12 protein-coding genes are annotated in these 18,267 nt (G+C 70.8%); 5 read left to right on the forward strand and 7 right to left on the reverse strand.

Annotated features, from left to right (window positions below):
- Nucleotides 1–8 precede the first annotated feature (8 nt).
- Nucleotides 9–521 carry an RNA polymerase sigma factor gene (locus GF068_RS06590; protein WP_153818484.1) on the forward strand — a complete coding sequence of 171 codons (513 nt, stop codon included), beginning with the start codon at nucleotides 9–11 and terminating at the stop codon, nucleotides 519–521.
- A gap of 53 nt (nucleotides 522–574) precedes the next feature.
- Here the strand turns inward: GF068_RS06590 and GF068_RS06595 are convergent, their stop codons facing one another.
- Entirely contained in the window at nucleotides 575–835 is a 261-nt protein-coding gene (locus GF068_RS06595) for a hypothetical protein (RefSeq protein WP_153818485.1), read from the reverse strand.
- Between the two features lie 400 nt (nucleotides 836–1,235).
- Nucleotides 1,236–2,408, reverse strand: a complete 1,173-nt coding sequence (locus tag GF068_RS06600; protein WP_153818486.1) for an IS1 family transposase — start codon at nucleotides 2,406–2,408, stop codon at nucleotides 1,236–1,238.
- A 642-nt stretch (nucleotides 2,409–3,050) separates the two neighbouring features.
- Here GF068_RS06600 and GF068_RS06605 point away from each other — a divergent pair.
- Nucleotides 3,051–4,976: a DOMON domain-containing protein gene (locus GF068_RS06605; RefSeq protein WP_240806714.1), complete on the forward strand. Its 1,926-nt coding sequence runs from the start codon at nucleotides 3,051–3,053 to the stop codon at nucleotides 4,974–4,976.
- Here GF068_RS06605 and GF068_RS06610 read toward each other — a convergent pair whose 3' ends face one another.
- Nucleotides 4,977–6,398: an MATE family efflux transporter gene (locus tag GF068_RS06610; protein ID WP_338046256.1), complete on the reverse strand. Its 1,422-nt coding sequence runs from the start codon at nucleotides 6,396–6,398 to the stop codon at nucleotides 4,977–4,979.
- 82 nt (nucleotides 6,399–6,480) lie between these two features.
- Nucleotides 6,481–9,102, reverse strand: a complete 2,622-nt coding sequence (locus tag GF068_RS06615) for a serine/threonine-protein kinase (protein WP_153818488.1) — start codon at nucleotides 9,100–9,102, stop codon at nucleotides 6,481–6,483.
- Between the two features lie 120 nt (nucleotides 9,103–9,222).
- Here GF068_RS06615 and GF068_RS06620 point away from each other — a divergent pair, with 120 nt between their 5' ends.
- Complete coding sequence (locus GF068_RS06620) at nucleotides 9,223–9,720, forward strand: hypothetical protein (RefSeq protein WP_153818489.1); 498 nt, start codon at nucleotides 9,223–9,225, stop codon at nucleotides 9,718–9,720.
- Between the two features lie 305 nt (nucleotides 9,721–10,025).
- Nucleotides 10,026–11,999 (forward strand): DsbA family protein, encoded by a 1,974-nt coding sequence (locus GF068_RS06625; protein ID WP_153818490.1) that lies wholly within the window; start codon nucleotides 10,026–10,028, stop codon nucleotides 11,997–11,999.
- A gap of 79 nt (nucleotides 12,000–12,078) precedes the next feature.
- Here the strand turns inward: GF068_RS06625 and GF068_RS06630 are convergent, their stop codons facing one another.
- The 3 genes from GF068_RS06630 to GF068_RS06640 form a co-directional block, all read right to left on the reverse strand.
- Nucleotides 12,079–15,501, reverse strand: coding sequence for a GspE/PulE/PilB domain-containing protein (locus GF068_RS06630; protein WP_153818491.1), 3,423 nt, complete (start codon nucleotides 15,499–15,501; stop codon nucleotides 12,079–12,081).
- Between the two features lie 83 nt (nucleotides 15,502–15,584).
- Nucleotides 15,585–16,724: an NHL repeat-containing protein gene (locus GF068_RS06635; RefSeq protein ID WP_153818492.1), complete on the reverse strand. Its 1,140-nt coding sequence runs from the start codon at nucleotides 16,722–16,724 to the stop codon at nucleotides 15,585–15,587.
- Nucleotides 16,725–16,790: 66 nt separating this feature from the next.
- Nucleotides 16,791–17,528: a sensor histidine kinase gene (locus GF068_RS06640; RefSeq protein WP_170319337.1), complete on the reverse strand. Its 738-nt coding sequence runs from the start codon at nucleotides 17,526–17,528 to the stop codon at nucleotides 16,791–16,793.
- Between the two features lie 272 nt (nucleotides 17,529–17,800).
- Here GF068_RS06640 and GF068_RS06645 point away from each other — a divergent pair, with 272 nt between their 5' ends.
- The gene (locus tag GF068_RS06645; RefSeq protein WP_153818494.1) at nucleotides 17,801–18,226 is read left to right on the forward strand and encodes a response regulator; all 426 of its coding nucleotides are present in this window, start codon (nucleotides 17,801–17,803) and stop codon (nucleotides 18,224–18,226) included.
- The last annotated feature ends 41 nt before the right edge of the window (nucleotides 18,227–18,267 follow it).

Below are 18,267 nucleotides of genomic sequence, written 5' to 3' on the forward strand. Positions count from 1 at the left end.
TTCGCTCGATGCTCACCCGTCACTTGCGGAAGATCGGCGTGGACGAGCTGTACATCCCGGACCTCGTGCAGGAGACGATCGCCACGACGTGGGAGGCCCTGCACGAGGGGCGCGTACGCGGCGCCATACACACGAAACCCGAGCACGCCCTCCGCGGGTTCATGCGGGATACCGCGTGGTTTCACGCCATGAACCACGCGCGTCGAGCCTCGACGCGGCACGAGTCCCCCATGTCGTCGCTTCGGTCGACTCCCGACCTCGTGTCGTCGGATCCGATGCCCGAGATCGAGGCGCGAGACCTGCTCACGTGGGTCATGAAGTCCCGCCCGAAACTCGCCTACATCGTGCTCCTCGCCGCCCGCGGGCTCATCGGCGCGGACGCGGCGCGGACCATGGGGCATGGGCTCGCGACGCATCACGCCCACGTCCAGAAGCTCCGCGCCGCCCTCCGGAAGCTCGACGCGGCTCCCCCGAAGCAGGCCCCACGCCCCACGTGGAAGAGCCGGAAGCGCGGACGCTGAAAAGGCGACAGGCGCCGCGGGCTTTGGCTCGCGGCGCCTGTCGTTCCTGCTTCCTACCTGCGCCGTCCTCGCGCCGTCTGCGCCGTGCGCACCTTTGCGGAAGCACGCGGCGGTCGAGGCGCTTCGACGAACGTCTCCATCCCAGGCAATACGAGCTGCATGGGCGGGAGCGGCTTGTGGCGCTCCCGCCGCTTCGGGCCGATCGGGATCGGGAAGGGGTGCCCGGGGCGGGCGTAGACTCGTTTCCCGGTGCGGTGGTGGATGTACGACGTGCGAAAGTTGATGCCCGTGCGGGCGGCGTTTTGCTTCGACATGGCGTGCGTTGCCCGGGTCTCCCAGACGCGCCGCGACCGATGACAAAACGACCCCTTGACGAAGCATCACGTCGTGCTATCCGCCTACCATCCGGCCTCGGAAACTGGATGATGGGCGAGTGGTGGGGATTGTTACGTCTCTGCCGCTCGCCTTTCTTTTTGCCCCGGTCCTTTGTGGTGTTCGCCGCGCCGACTAGCCGGTGACTGTTTTAAGTTGCGACTAATCTCAACATGAGACATCTTGCCCTGGTCCCCGGAACATCCCGGGACGTTGGCGAGCGTCTGCGCGACAAGCGACCACGGCCGTGGTGTAACCCATGGCCCGAGTGCTGTCCAGCGCGTTCGTGTTGTGGCCTGGTTTTCGAAGTCACAACAACGTAAGCCGTGTTCGAAAACACTATTACGGTTCGGGGAAGAGCGGTAACTGCCTCTCCCGTGGTCGCCACGCGAACAGGTCAAGCTGCGTCCCCCGTGGCGGTAGCGCCTCGCGCGGAGTCTCCCCCGTCACGACCCTCGCCGGGGGCGCGGCAGGCGGCGTAGGAGCCCGCGGGACCGTGCTGGGCTTCCCCTTCCCGCCGGGCAGGGCGCGGAGCCATCCCTTGCCGTTCGGCAGCTCGCGCGCGGCGCCCTGCTTCTCGCCCGGGGCGGGCGGCGCGAGCTTCTTCGGCTCCGGGGGCGCGCACGGCTCCGCGGCAAGGGCGCGCTCCACAAGCTCCTGCACGCTCCACACGTGATCCGTGATGCCCGCCTCCATGGCCGGCGTCACGCGCAAGCTCTCGTGCACGCGGCAGAAGTTGTACCAGGCGACGTGCAGGCTCACGGCGGCGCGGTGGTTCTCGATCTTCTTCGAGAACCCGTTGCAAAGCCGGGTGAACCGGCGGACGTGCATTCTGACCGTGAGGTTCGCGCGCTCGACGTGAGACGTGCTCGCGCGGTCTAGGTTCGGCGCGCCGTGCGCGGTCTTCTTCGTGATGAACGGATCGCGCGGGGGCTCGTAGCGGTGGTCCGCCGGTCCCTCGCGTCGCCCCTTCTTCGAATAGTTCTTCTGGATCACGGCGTGGTCGACCGCGCCCCCGAAGCTCTGCCCGACGGCCACGGGGTAGCTCTGCCACCCGTCCGTGGACAGTTCCGGGATCGTCACGAGCCGGGCCCGGAGGTCGGCCACGAAGGCCTTCGTGTTCGCCTCGTCGCGCTTCCCCACGCGGTAGCTCACGAGGAGCTTCTTCGTCCTCGACATGGCGAGGTAGGCGTAGGCGTCGCCGAACTCCGCCGGATCCTCCGCGGTCACGCGCGCCTGCTTCTTCTGCACGTAGGACCAGATTTCATCCAGCTCGATCTCGCGGATGTCGAGGTCCCTCACGAACAGGTTGTGCAGGTTGTCGCACCCCGTCCCGACGCGGACGAGCGTCGAGAGGACCGTCGGAAGCGACACGTCCGTGAGCCGCGACGTCGAGCGCACGCTCGCGCCCTCTACGAGGTGCTTCACCACGTCGGTGCGCTTCTCGATGGGCAGGACGTTCGCCACGACGCGGACCCCAGCAAGGGCCGCCACGGGCGCCGCGTCGCGCCCCATGCGCGTCGTCGGCTCGACCGTTCCAGCGGCTCACTCGATGGGATGAATCTATCACGATTCGCCGTTTTTTCGTGGTTATTCAGCAATTGGGTAGGACATGAATTGTCCTAGGCCGGACCGTTTGCCCGCGGAGATCGGGGCGCCGAACCGCGGGTCAACCGTGCCATGCTCGGCGCTCGGACGATGCCGGTCCGCGCCACGCGTTCAGGAAGGACACGCGCCCACCTCGCCGGACATCGGAGGGGGCTCGACGGGGAGACTCGCGCGTTCGTCGCGACGAACCGGCTGATCAAGTTTGATCAGGACCCGCCCCTCTCCCCTCCCCCTTCGAGCCTTCGAACACCCTCGCGCAACTCTCTCCCGCGCCCCTCCGACCCCTTCGAACACCCTCGCGCAACGCTCTCCCGCGCCCCTTCGACCCTTCGATCCCCCGCGCGTAACCCTCTCCCGCGCCCCTTCGAACCTTCGATCCCCCGCGCGTCCCGGTCACTTCCCTCCGTTCGAACGTTCGATCACCCTGGGCACACGATTGACCGCCTCCCCAGGGCCACTTCGCCCGGTTATCTTCGCGGGAACATTCGTCTCCGAGCGCCCCTCACCCATGGTGAACAAAGGCCCCCTGCCCCCGTCCATACCCTGCTCATGACGCCTCATCGCCCTCGCCTCGGCTCCTCCTTCACCGCCCTCGCGGCCCTCGCGGGCGCCCTCTTCGCCGCCTCGCCGGCTGACGCCGCGGGCTCGGCCGTCCGCGCGTCGCTCGTCGAGCCGAGGTCCATCAAGCTCGACGGCGTCCCCAAGGAGTGGGCCTCGCTGATGGCGCTCTCCCACGCCACCAAGGGCAAGCCCTCGAAGAACGACCTCGAGGCGAAGGCCGCCCTCTCCTACGACGGCACGAACATCTTCCTCGCCGTCGACGTCACCGACGACGTCCTGCGCGGCGGCGGCGGCGACCACGTCGCCCTCACGCTCGGCTTTCCCGGCGGCGTCGTGCACGAGGTGCGCCTCTTCCCCGGTGATCCGGGCAAGTCCGCCGGCGCGGCCAAGACCAAGGACGGCAAGGCCATCGCGGGCGCCAAGGTCATCGAAGCTCCCCGCGCGGGCGGATGGACGCTCGAGGCGAGTATCCCCTGGAGCGCCTTCCCCCCGGCCACGACGACCCGCGTCGGCCTGCGCGGCGCCATCCACGTGCACGACGCCGACACGAGCAGCACCGTCGAGGCCGCCCTCGGCACCGCGCCTTCGACGAAGTACGAGTCCCTGCCGCCCGTGTCCATCGAGAGCGAGCAAGCCCTCGCCGAGGGGCTGCTCAAGCAGAAGAGCGTGCGCGGCGCGCCGAAGTTCAACCTGATCGCGGACGTCGCGGGCGACGCGCTGAAGGAGCGCGTGCTCGTCTGGGATCGGTACCTCATCGTCCTCGGCCCGACCTTCCGCAAAGGCACCGAGTACTACTGGAACGACCTCGACGTCGACGTACGCGGCGGCATGTTGCCCTCGTTCGAGGCGCGGGACGTGACGGGCGACGGGCAAGCGGAGCTCGTCCTGCGCAAGCGCCTCGGCACGCCGAAGAAGTACCGCGAGTACCTGCAGGTCTTGCAGTTCGGAAAGAGCGACGTCCCCACGACGCTCCTCCAGCACGAGATCGCGATCGTGACGGAGAAGGGCGCGGTCGAGAACGAGGTGCGCTTCGACAGCGACGGCGCGAAGGTGGCGATCACCGTCCTCGCCGGCAAGGCGAAGGAGTTCCACGCCGGCAACTACCACGAGCCACGCGAGAGCTCGATGAACCCCGCGCTCCTGCCCTGGGAGACGACCGCGTCGCGCACGTACAAATGGAACGGCAAGGCCTTCACGAAGGCAGCCGAGGCGAGCCAAGCCGCGACGCCCCCGCCCGCCCCCAAGGCAGCAGGCGAGACCTTGAAGCCCGAGGCGCCCAAGGGCCCGAGCGCGAGCGAGCTGCTCGAGCAGGTCCACGCGCTCTACAAGAGAGAGCGCGGCGTGACGGGCAAGCCGCGCTTCAACGTGTCGGCGGACGTCTCGGGCGACAAGCAGGTCGAGTCGATCCTGCTGCACGATCGAGACCTCGTGATCTTCGGCAAGGGCTTCAAGGGCGGCGCGGGTTACTCGTACCTGTCGCTCTCGCAGTTCACGAAGGGCACGGACATCACCGAGGTGAGCGCGATGGATCTGACCGGCGACGGGAAAGCCGAGATCATCGTGCAAGGCACGCTGCACGCGAACGCCTCACCCGAGGCAGGCGGAGGCACGGTCGATCGGGACGTGTTGCTCGTCTACAGGCTCGAGGGCGAGGGCGTGAAGCGCGTGTTCGCCGCGGAGATCGGGCGCGCGATCGGCAAGAAGAAGGTGAGCGGCGCGTACCGCTTCGTGAAGGCCGGCAAGGGCGTGGAGATCGAGCTCGCCTCCGGCAAGGCGACCACGTGGACCGCCGCGACGTACCCGTTCACGCAGGACACGAGCGCGACGGCCGGCGGGATCGAGCCGCTCTTGCTCCCCTGGAGCAACCTCGGCCCGATCCGGTATCGGTGGAGCGGGTCGGCGTTCGCCCGCTGATCAGAGCGCGATCTTCTTCCAGTCGCCGCTCCGGAACTTGAAGACCATCACGCCCGCGAGGAGCACCGCGTAGACCACGCCCGCGGCCCAGATGCCCATCAGGCCGAAGTCGAGCGTGATGCCGAGCAGCCACGCGAGGGGCACGAGGCAGAGGAAGTGGAGCAAGAGCTCCACGATCATCACGAAGCGCGTGTTGCCCGCGCCGAAGAGCGCCTGCGTGAGGATCATCCCGATCGCGATGACCGGCGTGCAGATGCCCATCACCCGCATCGGCCCGAGCGCCACCTCGCGCACGACCTCGCTCTGCGAGACGAACGCCAGGATCTGCGGCGCGAAGACCGCCTCGCAGAGGCCCACGACGCCGAAGATCAAGAGGCCGAGGCGCACCGACGTCCAGCCGAACGTCTCGGCCTTGTCGCTGTTCCGCTCGCCGAGCGACTGCGCGACGAGGGTCGCCGTCGAGGTGCCGAAGGCGAGGCACGCCGTGAAGGTGAGCTTGAGGACGCCGACGATCACGGTCGTCGCCGCGCCGTTGACCGGCTCGGCCTTGCCACCCGGGCACATCGCCGAGACCACGCCCATCGGGTGCACCTCGTCGAGCTTGCCCGCGATCATCGCGAAGAGCGCGAAGCCCGTCATGACCGCGATGGTGGCCACGCTGCTCGGGATCGAGAGCTTCAAGATCGACCACGTCAAGCCGCGGTCGAGGTTCCGGACGCGGAACGGGGCGTAGAGCTTGCGGTACTGCGGCAGGAGCGCGTAACCGACCATGATCGCGAGGCCGACGTACGTGGAGACGAACCCCGCGATGCCCGCGCCCGCGATGCCCATCTTCGAGATGCCGAGCGCCTCGTTGCCGAAGATGAGCAAGAAGCAGAGCACGATGTTCAAGGCGTTCATCACGACGGCCGAGACGAGGTGGATGTGCGTCTTGCCGATGCCGTCGAAGAAGGCCTTGAAGGCGAAGGTGGTCGCCATCGAGGTGACGCCGAGCAGGCGCCACTTGAGGTACTCGTCCGCCGCCGTGCGCGCGCCCTCGACCTTGATGATCGCGCCGAGGATCGCGGGCGTCGCGAGGTAGCCGATCGCCGAGAAGACGACGCCCGCGACGAGCGCGAAGAGCGCCGCGTTGAAGAGGACCGCGCCCGCGTCCTCGTGGTTCTTCTCGGCGAAGCGGCGGCCGACGAAGGCCTGCGTGCCGACGGAGATGGCGGAGAGCGAGCCGCCGAAGAGCCAGAGGACGATGAGCGAAGGGAGGAGCGCGGCCTGGGCGTTCGACGACTCCGGGCAGGGCAGCCGCGCGAAGAAGACGATGTCGATCTCGTTGACGACGCTCTGCGTGAGCATCGCGCCGACGGTCGGCAGAGCCAGCTTGAGAATGGCTCGGTGCGGCGGGCCGGAGGTGACGACGTTTTCACCCACGGCGGGCGGAGCAATCTGGGCCATCGAGGGTGCGCGGTATACAACGTGAGGGCGCGCGATCGAGCAAAATGCGCGCGGACGGCTACTTGGACTTGCCCGCCGGCTTGGCGCCTTCGCCCGCCTTGGACGCCGTGGGGGTCTTCTTCTTGTTGCGCTTCGAACGAGCCGGCTCGGCCCTGGCCTTCGTGGGCTCGACATGCGAGGGCTCGGTCGGCTCGACGGCGTGGACGACCTTGGTCGCCTCGGTGGAAGCCTTGTCACCCGAGGCGGCCGTGACGGTTGGCTTGTCGTTCTTCGCGACCGCAGCGAGCATCGAGGAGCTCGCGGCGGTGTGTTTCTTCGGCTTGCGTGTCGTCGCGCGAGGACGAGCAGGCGCGGGCGCAGGCTCCGAGCGGGCGGCCGAGATGGGGACCTCCGCGAGCTGGAGGGGCTCGGGCGCAGGCGCGGGCTCGGCAGCGGGAGCAGGCTCGGCAGCGGCGACGGGAGCGGGGTCGGCAGGGGCAGCGGGCGCGGGCTCGGCAGCGGCAGCGGGCGCGGGCTCGGCGACGACGGCGGGCGCGGGCGTGTCTTGCCACGCGACGGGCAACCTCGCGCCGATGTCCTTCGCCTTGCCGGCGAGCAGCACGGTCGCGAACGCCATCGCCGCGGCGAGCGCGGCGAACCCTGCGGTCCTGCGGCGACGGCGCGCGCGCACGGGGGCGCCGAGGGCGAGCACCGCGGCCTCGCGCATCTCGGCGGCGCTCTGGAAGCGCAGGCCAGGGTGGCGCGAGAGGGCGCGCATGACGAGCGCGTCGACGGCCTCGGGCAAGCGCTTGCCCGCCGCGCGATCACGCAGCCGCTCGGGGCTGCCCTTCATCTTGGCGTCGACGATCGCCGCGGCGCTCGCGCCCGGGAAGGGCAAGGCGCCGGTGAGCATCTCGTAGAGCACGCAGCCGAGCGCGTAGAGATCGGCGCGGCCGTCGACGCGCCCACCCGCCGCCTGCTCGGGCGCCATGTACTCGGGCGTGCCGAAGAGCGTGAAGCCAGCCGCGACCGCGTTGTCGCCCCCAGGCGCGCCGAGCGCCGCCTCGCCGATGTCGTCGGGCGTGTGCGCGAGGCCGAAGTCGAGGACCTTGACGCTGCCGTTTTGCGTGAGGAAGACGTTCGCCGGTTTGACGTCGCGGTGCACGATGCCCGCGGCGTGCGCGACCTCGAGCGCGCCGAGCGCGCGGATCACGATGCGGAGCGCGCGTTGCCAGTCGACCTCGCGCTCGCGGCCGATCAGAGACTCGAGCGTCTCGCCCTCGAGCAGCTCCATCACGCAGAAGAGGCGGCCGTCGGCGGCGCGGCCGAAGTCGTGGAGGTCGACGAGGCCCTCGTGCGCGAGGCGCGACATCGCGCGGGCCTCGCGGCGGAAGCGCGCGGCGAACTCGGGCGAGGCGCCGTGCTCGGGGGCGAGGATCTTCACGGCGACGCGGCGGCCGAGGTCCACGTGCTCGGCCTCGTGCACGACGCTGGTCGCGCCGCCGCCGATCTCACGCACGAGCCGCAGGCGCGTGCCAGGCAAGAGGCCCTCTTCCTCGGCAGGCAGGGCCTGCGGCGCCGCGGGGCGGGCCCTCTCCTCGATGGCGGCCTCGAAGGTGCTGCGCGCGGACACGACGAGGCGCGCGAACTCGCGGCGGCTCTTGGCGGGCTCGCTCGAGAAGAGGCTCTGCATGAGGTACTGCGTGCGCGCGCGGACGCCTCGCTCGCCGCCGGGCAAGGGCGGCGCCGCGCCGAGGAGCTTGGCGAGGTCCCGCGCGGCGACACGCGCGAGGCCGTACCGCACGTCGCGATCGAAGGCCGTGAGCTTGGCGAGGATCGTGTCGAGCTCGGGCGGCGCGCCGATCTGCGCGGCGATGGGCGGGAGGTTCTGCGCGCCCCGCGCGACGGCGGCCATGTGTACGGCCGCGTCGCCCTGCAAGAAGCGCCGGCCCGCGCAGAGCTCCCAGAGCATCACGCCGAGCGCGTAGACGTCGACCCGCGCGTCGCCGGTGTCGCCGTTGGCGACCTCGGGCGCGACGTAGCCGGGCTTGGCGAAGACCACGCCGCTCACGGTGCGGCAGCGGCGGTTCATGCCGCGCGCGGTGCCGAAGTCGATGATCTTCACGTCGCCCGCGTAGCTGACCATCACGTTCTGCGGGGAGAGATCGCGGTGCACGATGGCGAGGGCGCGGCCCGCGGGATCCTTGCGCTCGTGCACGTGCGCGAGGGCCTCGGCGATCATCGTGGCGACCGCGACGGCCTCGGCCCAGCCGACCCGGTAGCCGAGCGCGTGGGCGCGGCCGCGGACGTCGCCGAGGCTCTTGCCTTCGACGTGCTCGACGACCGCGTACGGCTCGCCCGTCTCGTCGTCGAGCGAAGCCTCGAGGACCTGCGCGACGCCGGAGTGCTGGAGCTGCGCCTGGACGCGGGCCTCGTCGAGGAAACGCGCGATGAAGCTCGGATCCGCGGCGTGATCGCGGCGAATGAGCTTCACGACGACGGGGCGCTCGGCGCCCTCGATGCCCATGGTCGACGCGAGGTAGACCTCGCCCATGCCGCCCCGCGCGATGCGACGAAGCAAGAGGTATCGACCGAGGACCCGCGGGAGCTCCTCCCCGGGGCCCGCCGCCGCGCGCTCTTCGTCGATCACTTGCGCCGCGCCGTCCGCGGCGCGATCCATCTCGAGGGGGCCAGTCGCCATGCCCACACGCTAGAAATGTAAGACAAGGTGGGCCAAGAATCCGACATCGGGAGGGGACGACAGGCTTGGAGGACGGCAGACAATTGCCGCGTGGCCCCAGGTCGGCTATGGATGTGGCGGATGTTGCGGGTCGCGGTTCTTCGTGCGCTGGCCATCGCGGCGGTATTCGCCGTGGTTTGGCTCGTGCCGCTCCGCGCGTACGCAGCGATCGTGCCGGTTTGTGACGATGATGGGGGCTCCGTCGCGACGAGCGCGGCTGCGCCTGCCGTGGATTGTGCGGCTCCGCTGGATCCACTGGACGATCTCGATCCAGAGGTCGCGGCCATGTGTGACGAGCGGGGCGCCACGGCGGTCGCGCCGGGGCGGATTCACCCGGAGACCGACGCGCGTATCGACGCGGTGGTCACGTGTGACGGCAGGGACCTCGGTCCCGCCCTCGGCGCCTCCCACGGCGAGCAGAACCCCGCATCGTTCGTCGCGACCGTGCCGGACGCCATGCTGTCGGCGTCCTTCGATCTCCGACCGGCGTTCGCCGTCGAGCTCCCGGCGTTCCCGCCGGTGGAGGGCGCCCCGCTGCGGGGTGTTCGCCGAGAGATCGATCGACCTCCTTGCGCCTGACGCTCGGTCGTGGTCGCTCGCGCACGGGATCGCGCGCGAGCGACGAGCGAATGCTCGAGTGATCCAGCGCGAAGAGGAAGAACTCGCGCACCGGCTCCGCGCCCTTCCTGGTTGAAGGCGGGGGGGCGCCGCCGGAGCGCACGTGTCACGGGCAGCGTCGATCGAGAGACGGCGCTGCAGATCGTGGGTTTTCGCCCCCCAGGACGTCGAAGGACGTTCGTCGGGGCGATCGAGGTGTCGGCTCTCGCGGCGCGAAAAGGAGCGCCGCGCGGGCAGCACCGTGCCTGGAAAGAAAGAGAAGAAACATGAACAAAGGAACCGCCATCGTCGGCTTCCTTCTCTGCTTCATGGCAGGGATGGCGCTGATGTGGGGCATCGATCGCGGCGCCGGCGGCACCAGCGCCGAGGCGACGTCGGAGTACGTCGCCGGAGGGACCTGGGATCACAGCGACGCGGCGATCCCCGTCTCGTCGAAGGATCCCACGTGGGGCTCGCCGAACGCGCCCGTCACGCTGGTGCTCTTCAGCGACTTCGAGTGCCCCTTCTGCAGCAAGGTCGAGACGACGCTGACGCAGCTCCGCCAGCAGTACGGCCCGCAGAAGCTGCGCATCATCTGGAAGTCGAACCCGCTGCCCTTCCACAAGAACGCGCGCCCGGCGTCGGTCGCGGCCGAGACCGTGCTCCGCCTCAAGGGCCCGGAGGCGTTCTGGAAGTTCCACGAGCTCGCGTTCCAGAACCAGCGCGCCCTCACGCCCGAGAACTTCGAGGCGTGGGCCGTGCAGGCGGGCGTGGACAAGGCGAAGTTCAAGGCCGCCTACGACAAGCAGGAGTACGCCGCGAAGGTGGACGCCGACCTCGCCGCCGGCAAGGCCGCGGGCGTCTCCGGCACGCCGGCGTCGTTCATCAACGGCATCCTGCTCAGCGGCGCGCAGCCGATCGACAAGTTCAAGCAGGTGATCGACGAGCAGCTCAAGGCCGCCGACGCCGCGATCAAGGCCGGCACGAAGCCGGAGAAGGTCTACGCCAAGCTCTCGACGGAGAACAAGGCGAAGGCGCCCCCGACGCAGAACCGCGAGCAGCCGAAGGACGACCTGACCGTCTGGAAGGTGCCCGTCGGCAACTCGCCCACGAAGGGCCCCGAGACGGCGCTCGTGACCATCGTCGAGTGGTCCGATTTCCAGTGCCCCTTCTGCAGCCGCGTGGTGCCCACGCTCGACCAGATCTCGAAGGACTACGGAGACAAGGTCCGCATCGTCTGGAAGGACAACCCGCTGCCGATGCACCCGCGCGCCGAGCCCGCCGCGGAGCTCGCGCGTGAGGCCCGCGCCCAGAAGGGCGAGGCGGGCTTCTGGGCCGCCTACGATCTGCTCTGGAAGAACCAGCAGAAGCTCAGCGACGAGGACCTCCTCGGTTACGCCAAGGAGCTCGGCCTGAACGTCGACAAGGTCAAGGCCGCGATCCTCGACAAGAAGTACTCTGCCGAGATCACCGCCGACCAGGACCTCGCCGACGAGCTCCAGGCGAGCGGCACGCCGCACTTCTTCATCAACGGCCGCCGCCTCGTCGGCGCGCAGCCGCTCGAGAAGTTCAAGTCGGTCATCGACGAGGAGATGAAGAAGGCCCAGGCCCTCGTCGCCAAGGGCGTCGCGCCGAAGGACCTCTACAACGAGATCATCAAGGACGGCAAGACGCCGCCCCCGCCCGAGAAGAAGACCGTCGACGTCGCGCCGTCCGAGTCCGCCTGGAAGGGCAACGACAAGGCGAAGGTCGTGATGCAGATCTTCAGCGACTTCGAGTGCCCCTTCTGCAAGCGCGCAGAGGCCACGGTCGAGCAGGTCGAGAAGGCCTACGGCGACAAGGTGAAGATCGTCTGGCGCCACAAGCCGCTGCCGTTCCACAAGAACGCGATGCCCGCAGCGCTCGCGGCCGAGGAGGCCAAGAAGCAGAAGGGCAACGAGGGCTTCTGGAAGATGCACGCGGCCCTCTTCAAGGGCGCGGGCACGCCCGACGCGTTCGCCCGCACGACGCTCGAGAAGTACGCCGAGGAGCAGGGCCTCGACCTCGGGAAGTTCAAGAGCGCCCTCGACAGCGAGGCGCACAAGAAGTTCATCGAGAGCGAGAGCGCCGTGGCCGACAAGGCGGGCATCAGCGGCACGCCGGCCTTCCACATCGCCGCCCCGGGCAAGACGGAGGGCTACTTCATCAGCGGTGCCCAGGCGTTCCCGAAGTTCAAGAAGCTCATCGACCTGACCCTCAAGGAGCAGGCCGCGAAGAAGTGATCCCTTCTTCGAGCTGATAGAACGAAACAAACGTCACGAGGGAGCCGAGAGGCTCCCTCGTGGCGTTTTGTGCGTCCGATCAGCCGCGCTTCTTGTGCCGTCCTTCTTGCTCCCACCAGAGGACGTAACGGACCTGCGCGGCCTCGCGTTCGTCCTCGGGGAGATCGTCGTAGTAGCCGAGATCGCGGCCGACGAGGGGCGCGAGCTCCTCCGCAGCGGCGCGGCGAAGCGTGGGCGACTCGGAGAGGAGCGCGTCGATGAGCCACTCGACGCGGCCGCGCGCGCCATTGTTGGACCACCAATCGTTCCACTTGCCCGCGTCGCGACGGAAGTCGTGCCGCGTGACGATCACGAGCGCGCGGTGCGCGGCCTCCACGAGCTCGGAGCTCGTCTCGGAGAGCATCGTGATGAGCACGGGGACCACCTTCGGCGAGGCGAGCTCGCCCAGGGCCTCGATCGCGAGCTGCCGCCGGCCCACACGCTCGCCGGCGTTTCGCGCGAGGCGCTCGAGCGTCGGCAGGATCGGCGCCTCGGTCGCAGGCCCGGCGGCGACGAGCGCCGCGGCCGCGCGACGCGCGACGCGACGCACGGGGGCCGCGTCGTCGAAGATACGCGTGAAGACGGCCTGCGCGCTCTCGGGATACACGAGCTCGCCGAGGAGGTGCGTCGCCCAGAACCGGACGTCCGGATCACCGGCGGTGCTGCGCACGGCGAGGAAAGGGACGGCAGAGCGGCCCATCGCATGGATGAGGCCGAGGAGCGGGCCGCTGCGAGAGGCGAGCGGGAGCTCGGCGCCACGCGAGAGGACACGCGGGTCGAGACGCAGCGGGCCAGGGAAGCGGGCCATGATGGCGTGCATGGCGGCCTCGCCGAGGCGCACGAGCTCCTTGAAGGCGTCGCCGTCGTCGGCGCCGGTCTCGAGGAAACGCTGCACGAGGGTGATGGGGTCGGGGCCCGCAGGGCGAGGTCGGCCCGGTGTGGTGCTGCCCGCGGGAGCCGCGCTCCACTCGGCGACGGCTGGTGCGGGCGCGGCCGCGGCGGGGCGGAGCCCCCATGCTTCAACCGGCGGTCCTGGCAGGGTCTCCGGCGGCCCCGGGGTGTACGTGTCGCCGCCCGGGGGCGGGACACGCACGGGGGGCGCGGGCACGGCCGGCGCCGTGGGCACCACGGGGCGCACGGGAGGCACGGGAGGCGTCGGCGGCGCGGCGATGGCGTTCGGAGGCGGCTCGGGGGGCAAGGGCTGCGCGCCGAGCCCCTGGGAGGCCTTGCTGCGGCCGCCGAAGCTCGGCGCGATGGCCCGGCGAGCCACCCGCGGAGGCGGGGCCGGCAGAGGCGCTCGTCCCGCCTCGGGAGGCTGGGAAACAGCCGTGATGGGCGGCGGCGCGGGCGTGGGAGGCGTGAGGCGCACGCGGCCCGTCGCGACGACGCCGAGCGGCGTGCGCCGGCGACGCGACGGGGGGGCCGTTCGGCTGCGGCCCGTGATCTCCCAGGTGCTGTCGGACTCGGGGGGGCGCAAGGCGAGCGGCTCGGGGCGCGAGGTGACGGGCCCCGGGGCGGGGGTGGGGCTCGTCAACGTCTCGTCGAGCGTGGCGCGTGTAGGCTGCGGCGTGGTCTGCGGAGCGGCCGGGGGCGTCGCAGAGGGCGTGCGGGGCGGCTCGGGGACGGGCTGCGGCGCAGGGCGCGGCTGGCTCGAGGCGATACCCGCGAAGGAGGTCTCGTCCGCGGGTCGAGCCTGCGGGCTCGCCTGGAGCATGGCCGGCGCCATCGCGGAGGCGGACGGCAAGGTTACGGCGATCGTGGAGATGGCAGCCGTCGTCGGCGGCGGGGACTTGGGCTCCGGCGCGGGCGGCTCGGCCGCGTTCGTGGAGCGCGCCGGCAGTTCGAGGGCGCGGGCGAGCGCGACCAGGCCGACCTTACGCGCCGCGCCCTGGGCCTGCGGCTGCGGCGCAATCCGGGGCGGGCGCTTCGCCGGAGCGCCGTCTCCCGGAGCGCCGCCGCGCTTCTTGCGCAGGATCGCGCGTTCGAGCGCCTCGGCCGTGAGGCCCGCGATGGCGATGACGTCCCCGATCGCCGAGAGCTCGACGTCGACGGCGCCGTCGTCGCCGTACAGCAGCGCGACCGTACGGTTTTTCACGACGATCGGCAGGACGAGGACGGCCGGCGCGCGGGTCCCTGCTTCGGCGCGGGTCGCACGGCCGAGCTCGGCGATGATCTCGACGTCGAGGTCACCCACGGCGGGCGGCATGATCACGGGCGCCCTGCGTTCACGCGCGAGGGCGAGCAGGCTCGGACGGCCGAGGGGCACGGCGAGGGACATGAGCCGCGCCGCGCCCGCGCCGGGGCCCGAGGCGTCACGGCCGTCGGCGACGTCGCCGTGCACGGCGAAGAGGGCCGTGTACTCGAAGAACTGGTGGGCGAAGGCAAAAAAGATGTCGAGGACGGCGTCGGTGGTGGTCGCCTCGCCGAGCTCCTCCTCGGCCATCGCCGCGGTGAAGGGCCCCTTGCGTCGAGGCCGCGCGGGGCGGCGATCGGCGCCGCCTTCCGCGCGCGTCTTGCGATCGCCGGTGACCGCGCGGCGGAGCACGCTGGCCTTCGTGTGAGCGCGGTTCGACTCGCGTCGCAGAGGGCGATCAGGCCTGCGCGAGACGGGCGCGTCCTCCTCGGCCACGTCCGCGAGGGGCGCGTCGACAGGAGGCGCGGCGATGGTCTCGGGCATCTCGTCGCTGGTCAGCGGGCGCCGCGGGGAGGCGACGGCGTTCGCGGGCGCGGGGGCCGGCTTCGGCGCGACGACCTCGACGGTCGGCCTGGCCCTCGGCAGATCGGCGCGCGCCGCACGGGAGGCCGCGGGCGTGGCCGAGAGCTTCGTGCGCGTCGGAGCCAGCGGCGGAGCGGCGCCCGCGACGAGCGTGTCCGGCGTCTGCGTGGGCGGATGCGGCGTGGCGACGGGGGGCTCGGGCGCGCGCTCCGGCGGCGGGCGCGAGGAGGCGCGTGCTTGCTCGAGGCTCCGCGGCGGAGGCGCGACGGTGGGGCTCGGATCGGGGCGGCTCTCGAGCTTGGCGACGAGCCGGAGGAAGCGGCGATCGAGCGGGATCTGATACGCCTCTTCGATCGCCTGCCGGATGCGGACGAGGGGCGCGACGCTCTGCCGGATCTCGACGGCGAGCGCGAACGCGAGGTCCCCCTCGACGGCCGGCGAGAGGGGCTCGGCAGTGGCGATCGTCAGGACGCGCCGCGTGAGCGCGAGCGGGAAGATGCCGTGGCGGATCGCGAGGTCCCCGGGCACGAGCCGCAGCACCTGCGCGAGCGGCTGCGGGAGTTTGCCCGAGGGCGCTTCTTCGAGGCCCATCACCTCGGCGAGCAGGGGCACGAGCATCTCCTCGCGGAACCCGCCGACCTCGAGCAGGTTCGTCACGAGGTCACCGCCATGCACGACTTGCCGCGCGATCGCCTCTTCGAGGGAACGCATCGGCACGCCACGCTCGGCGAGCGCAGAGCTCAACATCGAAGAAGGGGCTCGATCTGCCAAGGGGTTTCGCTCGATGGTAAACGATGTTCGCCCGGGAGGCACAAGCGCGAAAGGCTCCCTCAAGGCAAGGGCAAGAGCGACAGGGGCGGAAGGCGCTCGGGCCGGAGAGCGCCGACCTCGTTGCCCGTCGCGCGCTCGAAGATACGAATCGCGGGCGCGCCGTAGGCACGGTCGCCGAGCAAGACGTGCCTTCCCACCACGGCGAGGCCCGCGTAGTCGAAGTTACCGCTCCGGCCGCCTTCGCGCGTATCGGCCAGGACACGCGGCGCGGTTTTTCCGGACGGATCGAGGCGCACGAGGCGGGTCGGGTTCTCGAGCGCCGTGCCCGCGACGATCACATACACCTCGTCGGGCGCCGCGAGCGCGACCTCGGAGATCGACCCGTCCAGGGCGCTCTCCTCGGCGATGCCCTGAACCTCGCGGGCCTCGAGGTCCACGATCGCCGCCGCATGCCCCGGATCGATCGCGTAGAAGTCGCCCGGCATCGCGAGGGCCACGGTCTTGCCCGAGGGATCCCAGGGCGCAACGTTCATCCGGCCGAAGGGGTTTTTCCCGCCAAGGTCGATCGAACCCACGACGCTCCGCGAGGCGACGTCGATCACCACGATGGCCCCGTCCTCCGCGGGCTTCCACGTGCGGCGATCGAGGCGCTCGACGACGGCATACGCGTGATCGCCGACGACGCGGATCGCCTCGATCTCGGGCAAACCGTCGACGTCGGCGAACGCCGAGAGATCCACCACGCCGCCGAAGCTGCCGTCGGGCTCGAGGACCGCGACGCCGGGCTGCTCGAAGCGCGCGACCCAGAGCCTGCCGTCGGCGTCGAGATCGGCGTCGTGCGGGTTGTGCGGCCCCTTCGCGGTGCCGCCGGTCGCGAGTTCGAACGTCCCTTCGGACGCGCCAAACGCGACCCACATGCGGGTGATCGCGAGCGTCGCCGGATCGACGGCGCGCACGAGCCCCTCGTCACGCACGCACACGAAGGGCCCGCCGCGGCCGAGAGAGAGCGACGGGTCGGCGCCGAGCGAGATGTCGGGGATCTCGGTCATGCAGCCGGTCGCGTCGATGCGCCCGAGGCCGCTCGCCTGGAGGTTGCCGGCGAGCATCAAGACCGACCCGTCGAGCGCGACGCCGCTGCAGGTGCGAGCCGCCCCGGCAGGCTCGGAGCAGCCTCCGAGGAGCGTCAGCAGTGCACCCATGAAGACGAGCCGAGCACGTGCCATGCGTTACCGGAGCACGGCCGCCTGGTGGTCGCAAGGCGCCGACTAACCGGAGGCTGCGCGCGCCGTCTCGGGCACGGCGGAGGCGTCGAGCTTGGAGACCGTGCACTCGAGCGTGAGCCCCGCGTCGCCCGGCTGCACGACGAGCGAGCCGCCGTGCGCCTCGAAGATCGCCCGCGCGATCGGCAGGCCGATCCCGAGCCTCAGCTTGCGCCGCCCGTGCGTCTCGCGTGGCACGATCTCCCGCTCGACGAAGGGCTCGAAGAGGCGCGCGAGCACGTCCTTGGGCACGGCGTCCCCCTCGTCCGAGACCCGCACGATCGGCGCGCTGCCCTTGGCCGCGGCCGTGACGTGCACCGTCCGCTGCGGCGCGCGCAAGGTGGCGAGGTCGACGACGGAGGTGAGGGCCGTGGCCAGGAGGTCCACGTCGCCGATGACCTCGGCCGCGGCGTCTTCGTCCGTGAGGTCGAGAACGAGGCGCACGCCTCGTGTCTTCACCGTCGGCTCCACGCGCGACATCACCTCGTCGAGGAGATCGCCGAAGCGGAGAGGCGCGAGCACGAGCTGCTTCTGGGTGTCGAGCAGCCAGACGGCGTCGTCGAGCTCCGCGAGCATACGCGTGAGCCGCTCGCCCGCGCCGCTCACCCGCTCGAGCATCTCGCGCGTCGGAGGCGAGAGATCCCGGCCGAAGCGGAGCAAGTAGTGGACGCCGGCGAGCATCGTCGAGAGCTCACCACGGAGGTCGTGGGCCACGCGGTCGAAGAAAACCTCGTCGACACTCATGAGGCACTCTCTAGAGCCCGAGAAGGGGCGCGGTAAGCGTTGACCGAGAACACGGCGCACACGGCGTAGCACGCTGGAGATCCCGCAGTCCGAGGAGATCGCGCGCAGAGCCGCCGGACGGACTTCGCGTCGCGCGTGGACGAAGATCGTCGAGACCGCGCCGCCGCATTGCGCATTCCCGGAGCCGGTCCAAGACATGGGGGAGCGAAGCGTCCCGTCGCGCGTGCTCTCGCGTGGACAGAGGCGTTTTGCGTGCAGTCGGAGGGGGCGGGATGGCGCAGGCGATGGGCGAGGGCGAGATGGAGCAGACGAGCACGTTTCGCCCGCGGGTCCTCATCGTCGACGACGATCCGGACTTCCTCGCGATCGCCGAGGCTTCGCTCGAGGCGCACGGCTTCCAGGTCGAGCGCGCGAAGGGCGGCCTGCGCGGCGTCTTCCTCGCCACGCAGGACGTACCGGACGCCGTCCTGTGCGACCTGCGTATGCCCGGCATCGACGGCTTCGTCGTCGCCGAGGCGCTGCGCTCCGACCCCGCGACGCAGAAGATGGCGCTCTTCGCGTGCACCGGCCGGCGTGATCTGTCGGCGCGCGCCAAGCTCGCGAACAGCGCGTTCGACGCGGTCCTGGTCAAGCCAGTCGACTGGGACGAAGCCGCCCGCCTGTTGCGTGACGCGATCCGCGCGCACGCCCACCCGTGAGCCGGATGCTCTCATGCTCCCCCCTCCGCGGCGCAGAGCGC

This window comes from Polyangium spumosum (assembly GCF_009649845.1).
GTDB lineage: Bacteria > Myxococcota_A > Polyangia > Polyangiales > Polyangiaceae > Polyangium > Polyangium spumosum.

Coding starts and splice junctions, on each gene's coding strand:
- GF068_RS06590 (WP_153818484.1), top strand. CDS start 9: ATGCTCACCCGTCACTTGCGGAAGATCGGCGTGGACGAGCTGTACATC.
- GF068_RS06595 (WP_153818485.1), bottom strand. CDS start 835: ATGTCGAAGCAAAACGCCGCCCGCACGGGCATCAACTTTCGCACGTCG.
- GF068_RS06600 (WP_153818486.1), bottom strand. CDS start 2,408: ATGGGGCGCGACGCGGCGCCCGTGGCGGCCCTTGCTGGGGTCCGCGTC.
- GF068_RS06605 (WP_240806714.1), top strand. CDS start 3,051: ATGACGCCTCATCGCCCTCGCCTCGGCTCCTCCTTCACCGCCCTCGCG.
- GF068_RS06615 (WP_153818488.1), bottom strand. CDS start 9,102: ATGGCGACTGGCCCCCTCGAGATGGATCGCGCCGCGGACGGCGCGGCG.
- GF068_RS06620 (WP_153818489.1), top strand. CDS start 9,223: ATGTTGCGGGTCGCGGTTCTTCGTGCGCTGGCCATCGCGGCGGTATTC.
- GF068_RS06625 (WP_153818490.1), top strand. CDS start 10,026: ATGAACAAAGGAACCGCCATCGTCGGCTTCCTTCTCTGCTTCATGGCA.
- GF068_RS06630 (WP_153818491.1), bottom strand. CDS start 15,501: ATGTTGAGCTCTGCGCTCGCCGAGCGTGGCGTGCCGATGCGTTCCCTC.
- GF068_RS06635 (WP_153818492.1), bottom strand. CDS start 16,724: ATGGGTGCACTGCTGACGCTCCTCGGAGGCTGCTCCGAGCCTGCCGGG.
- GF068_RS06640 (WP_170319337.1), bottom strand. CDS start 17,528: ATGAGTGTCGACGAGGTTTTCTTCGACCGCGTGGCCCACGACCTCCGT.
- GF068_RS06645 (WP_153818494.1), top strand. CDS start 17,801: ATGGCGCAGGCGATGGGCGAGGGCGAGATGGAGCAGACGAGCACGTTT.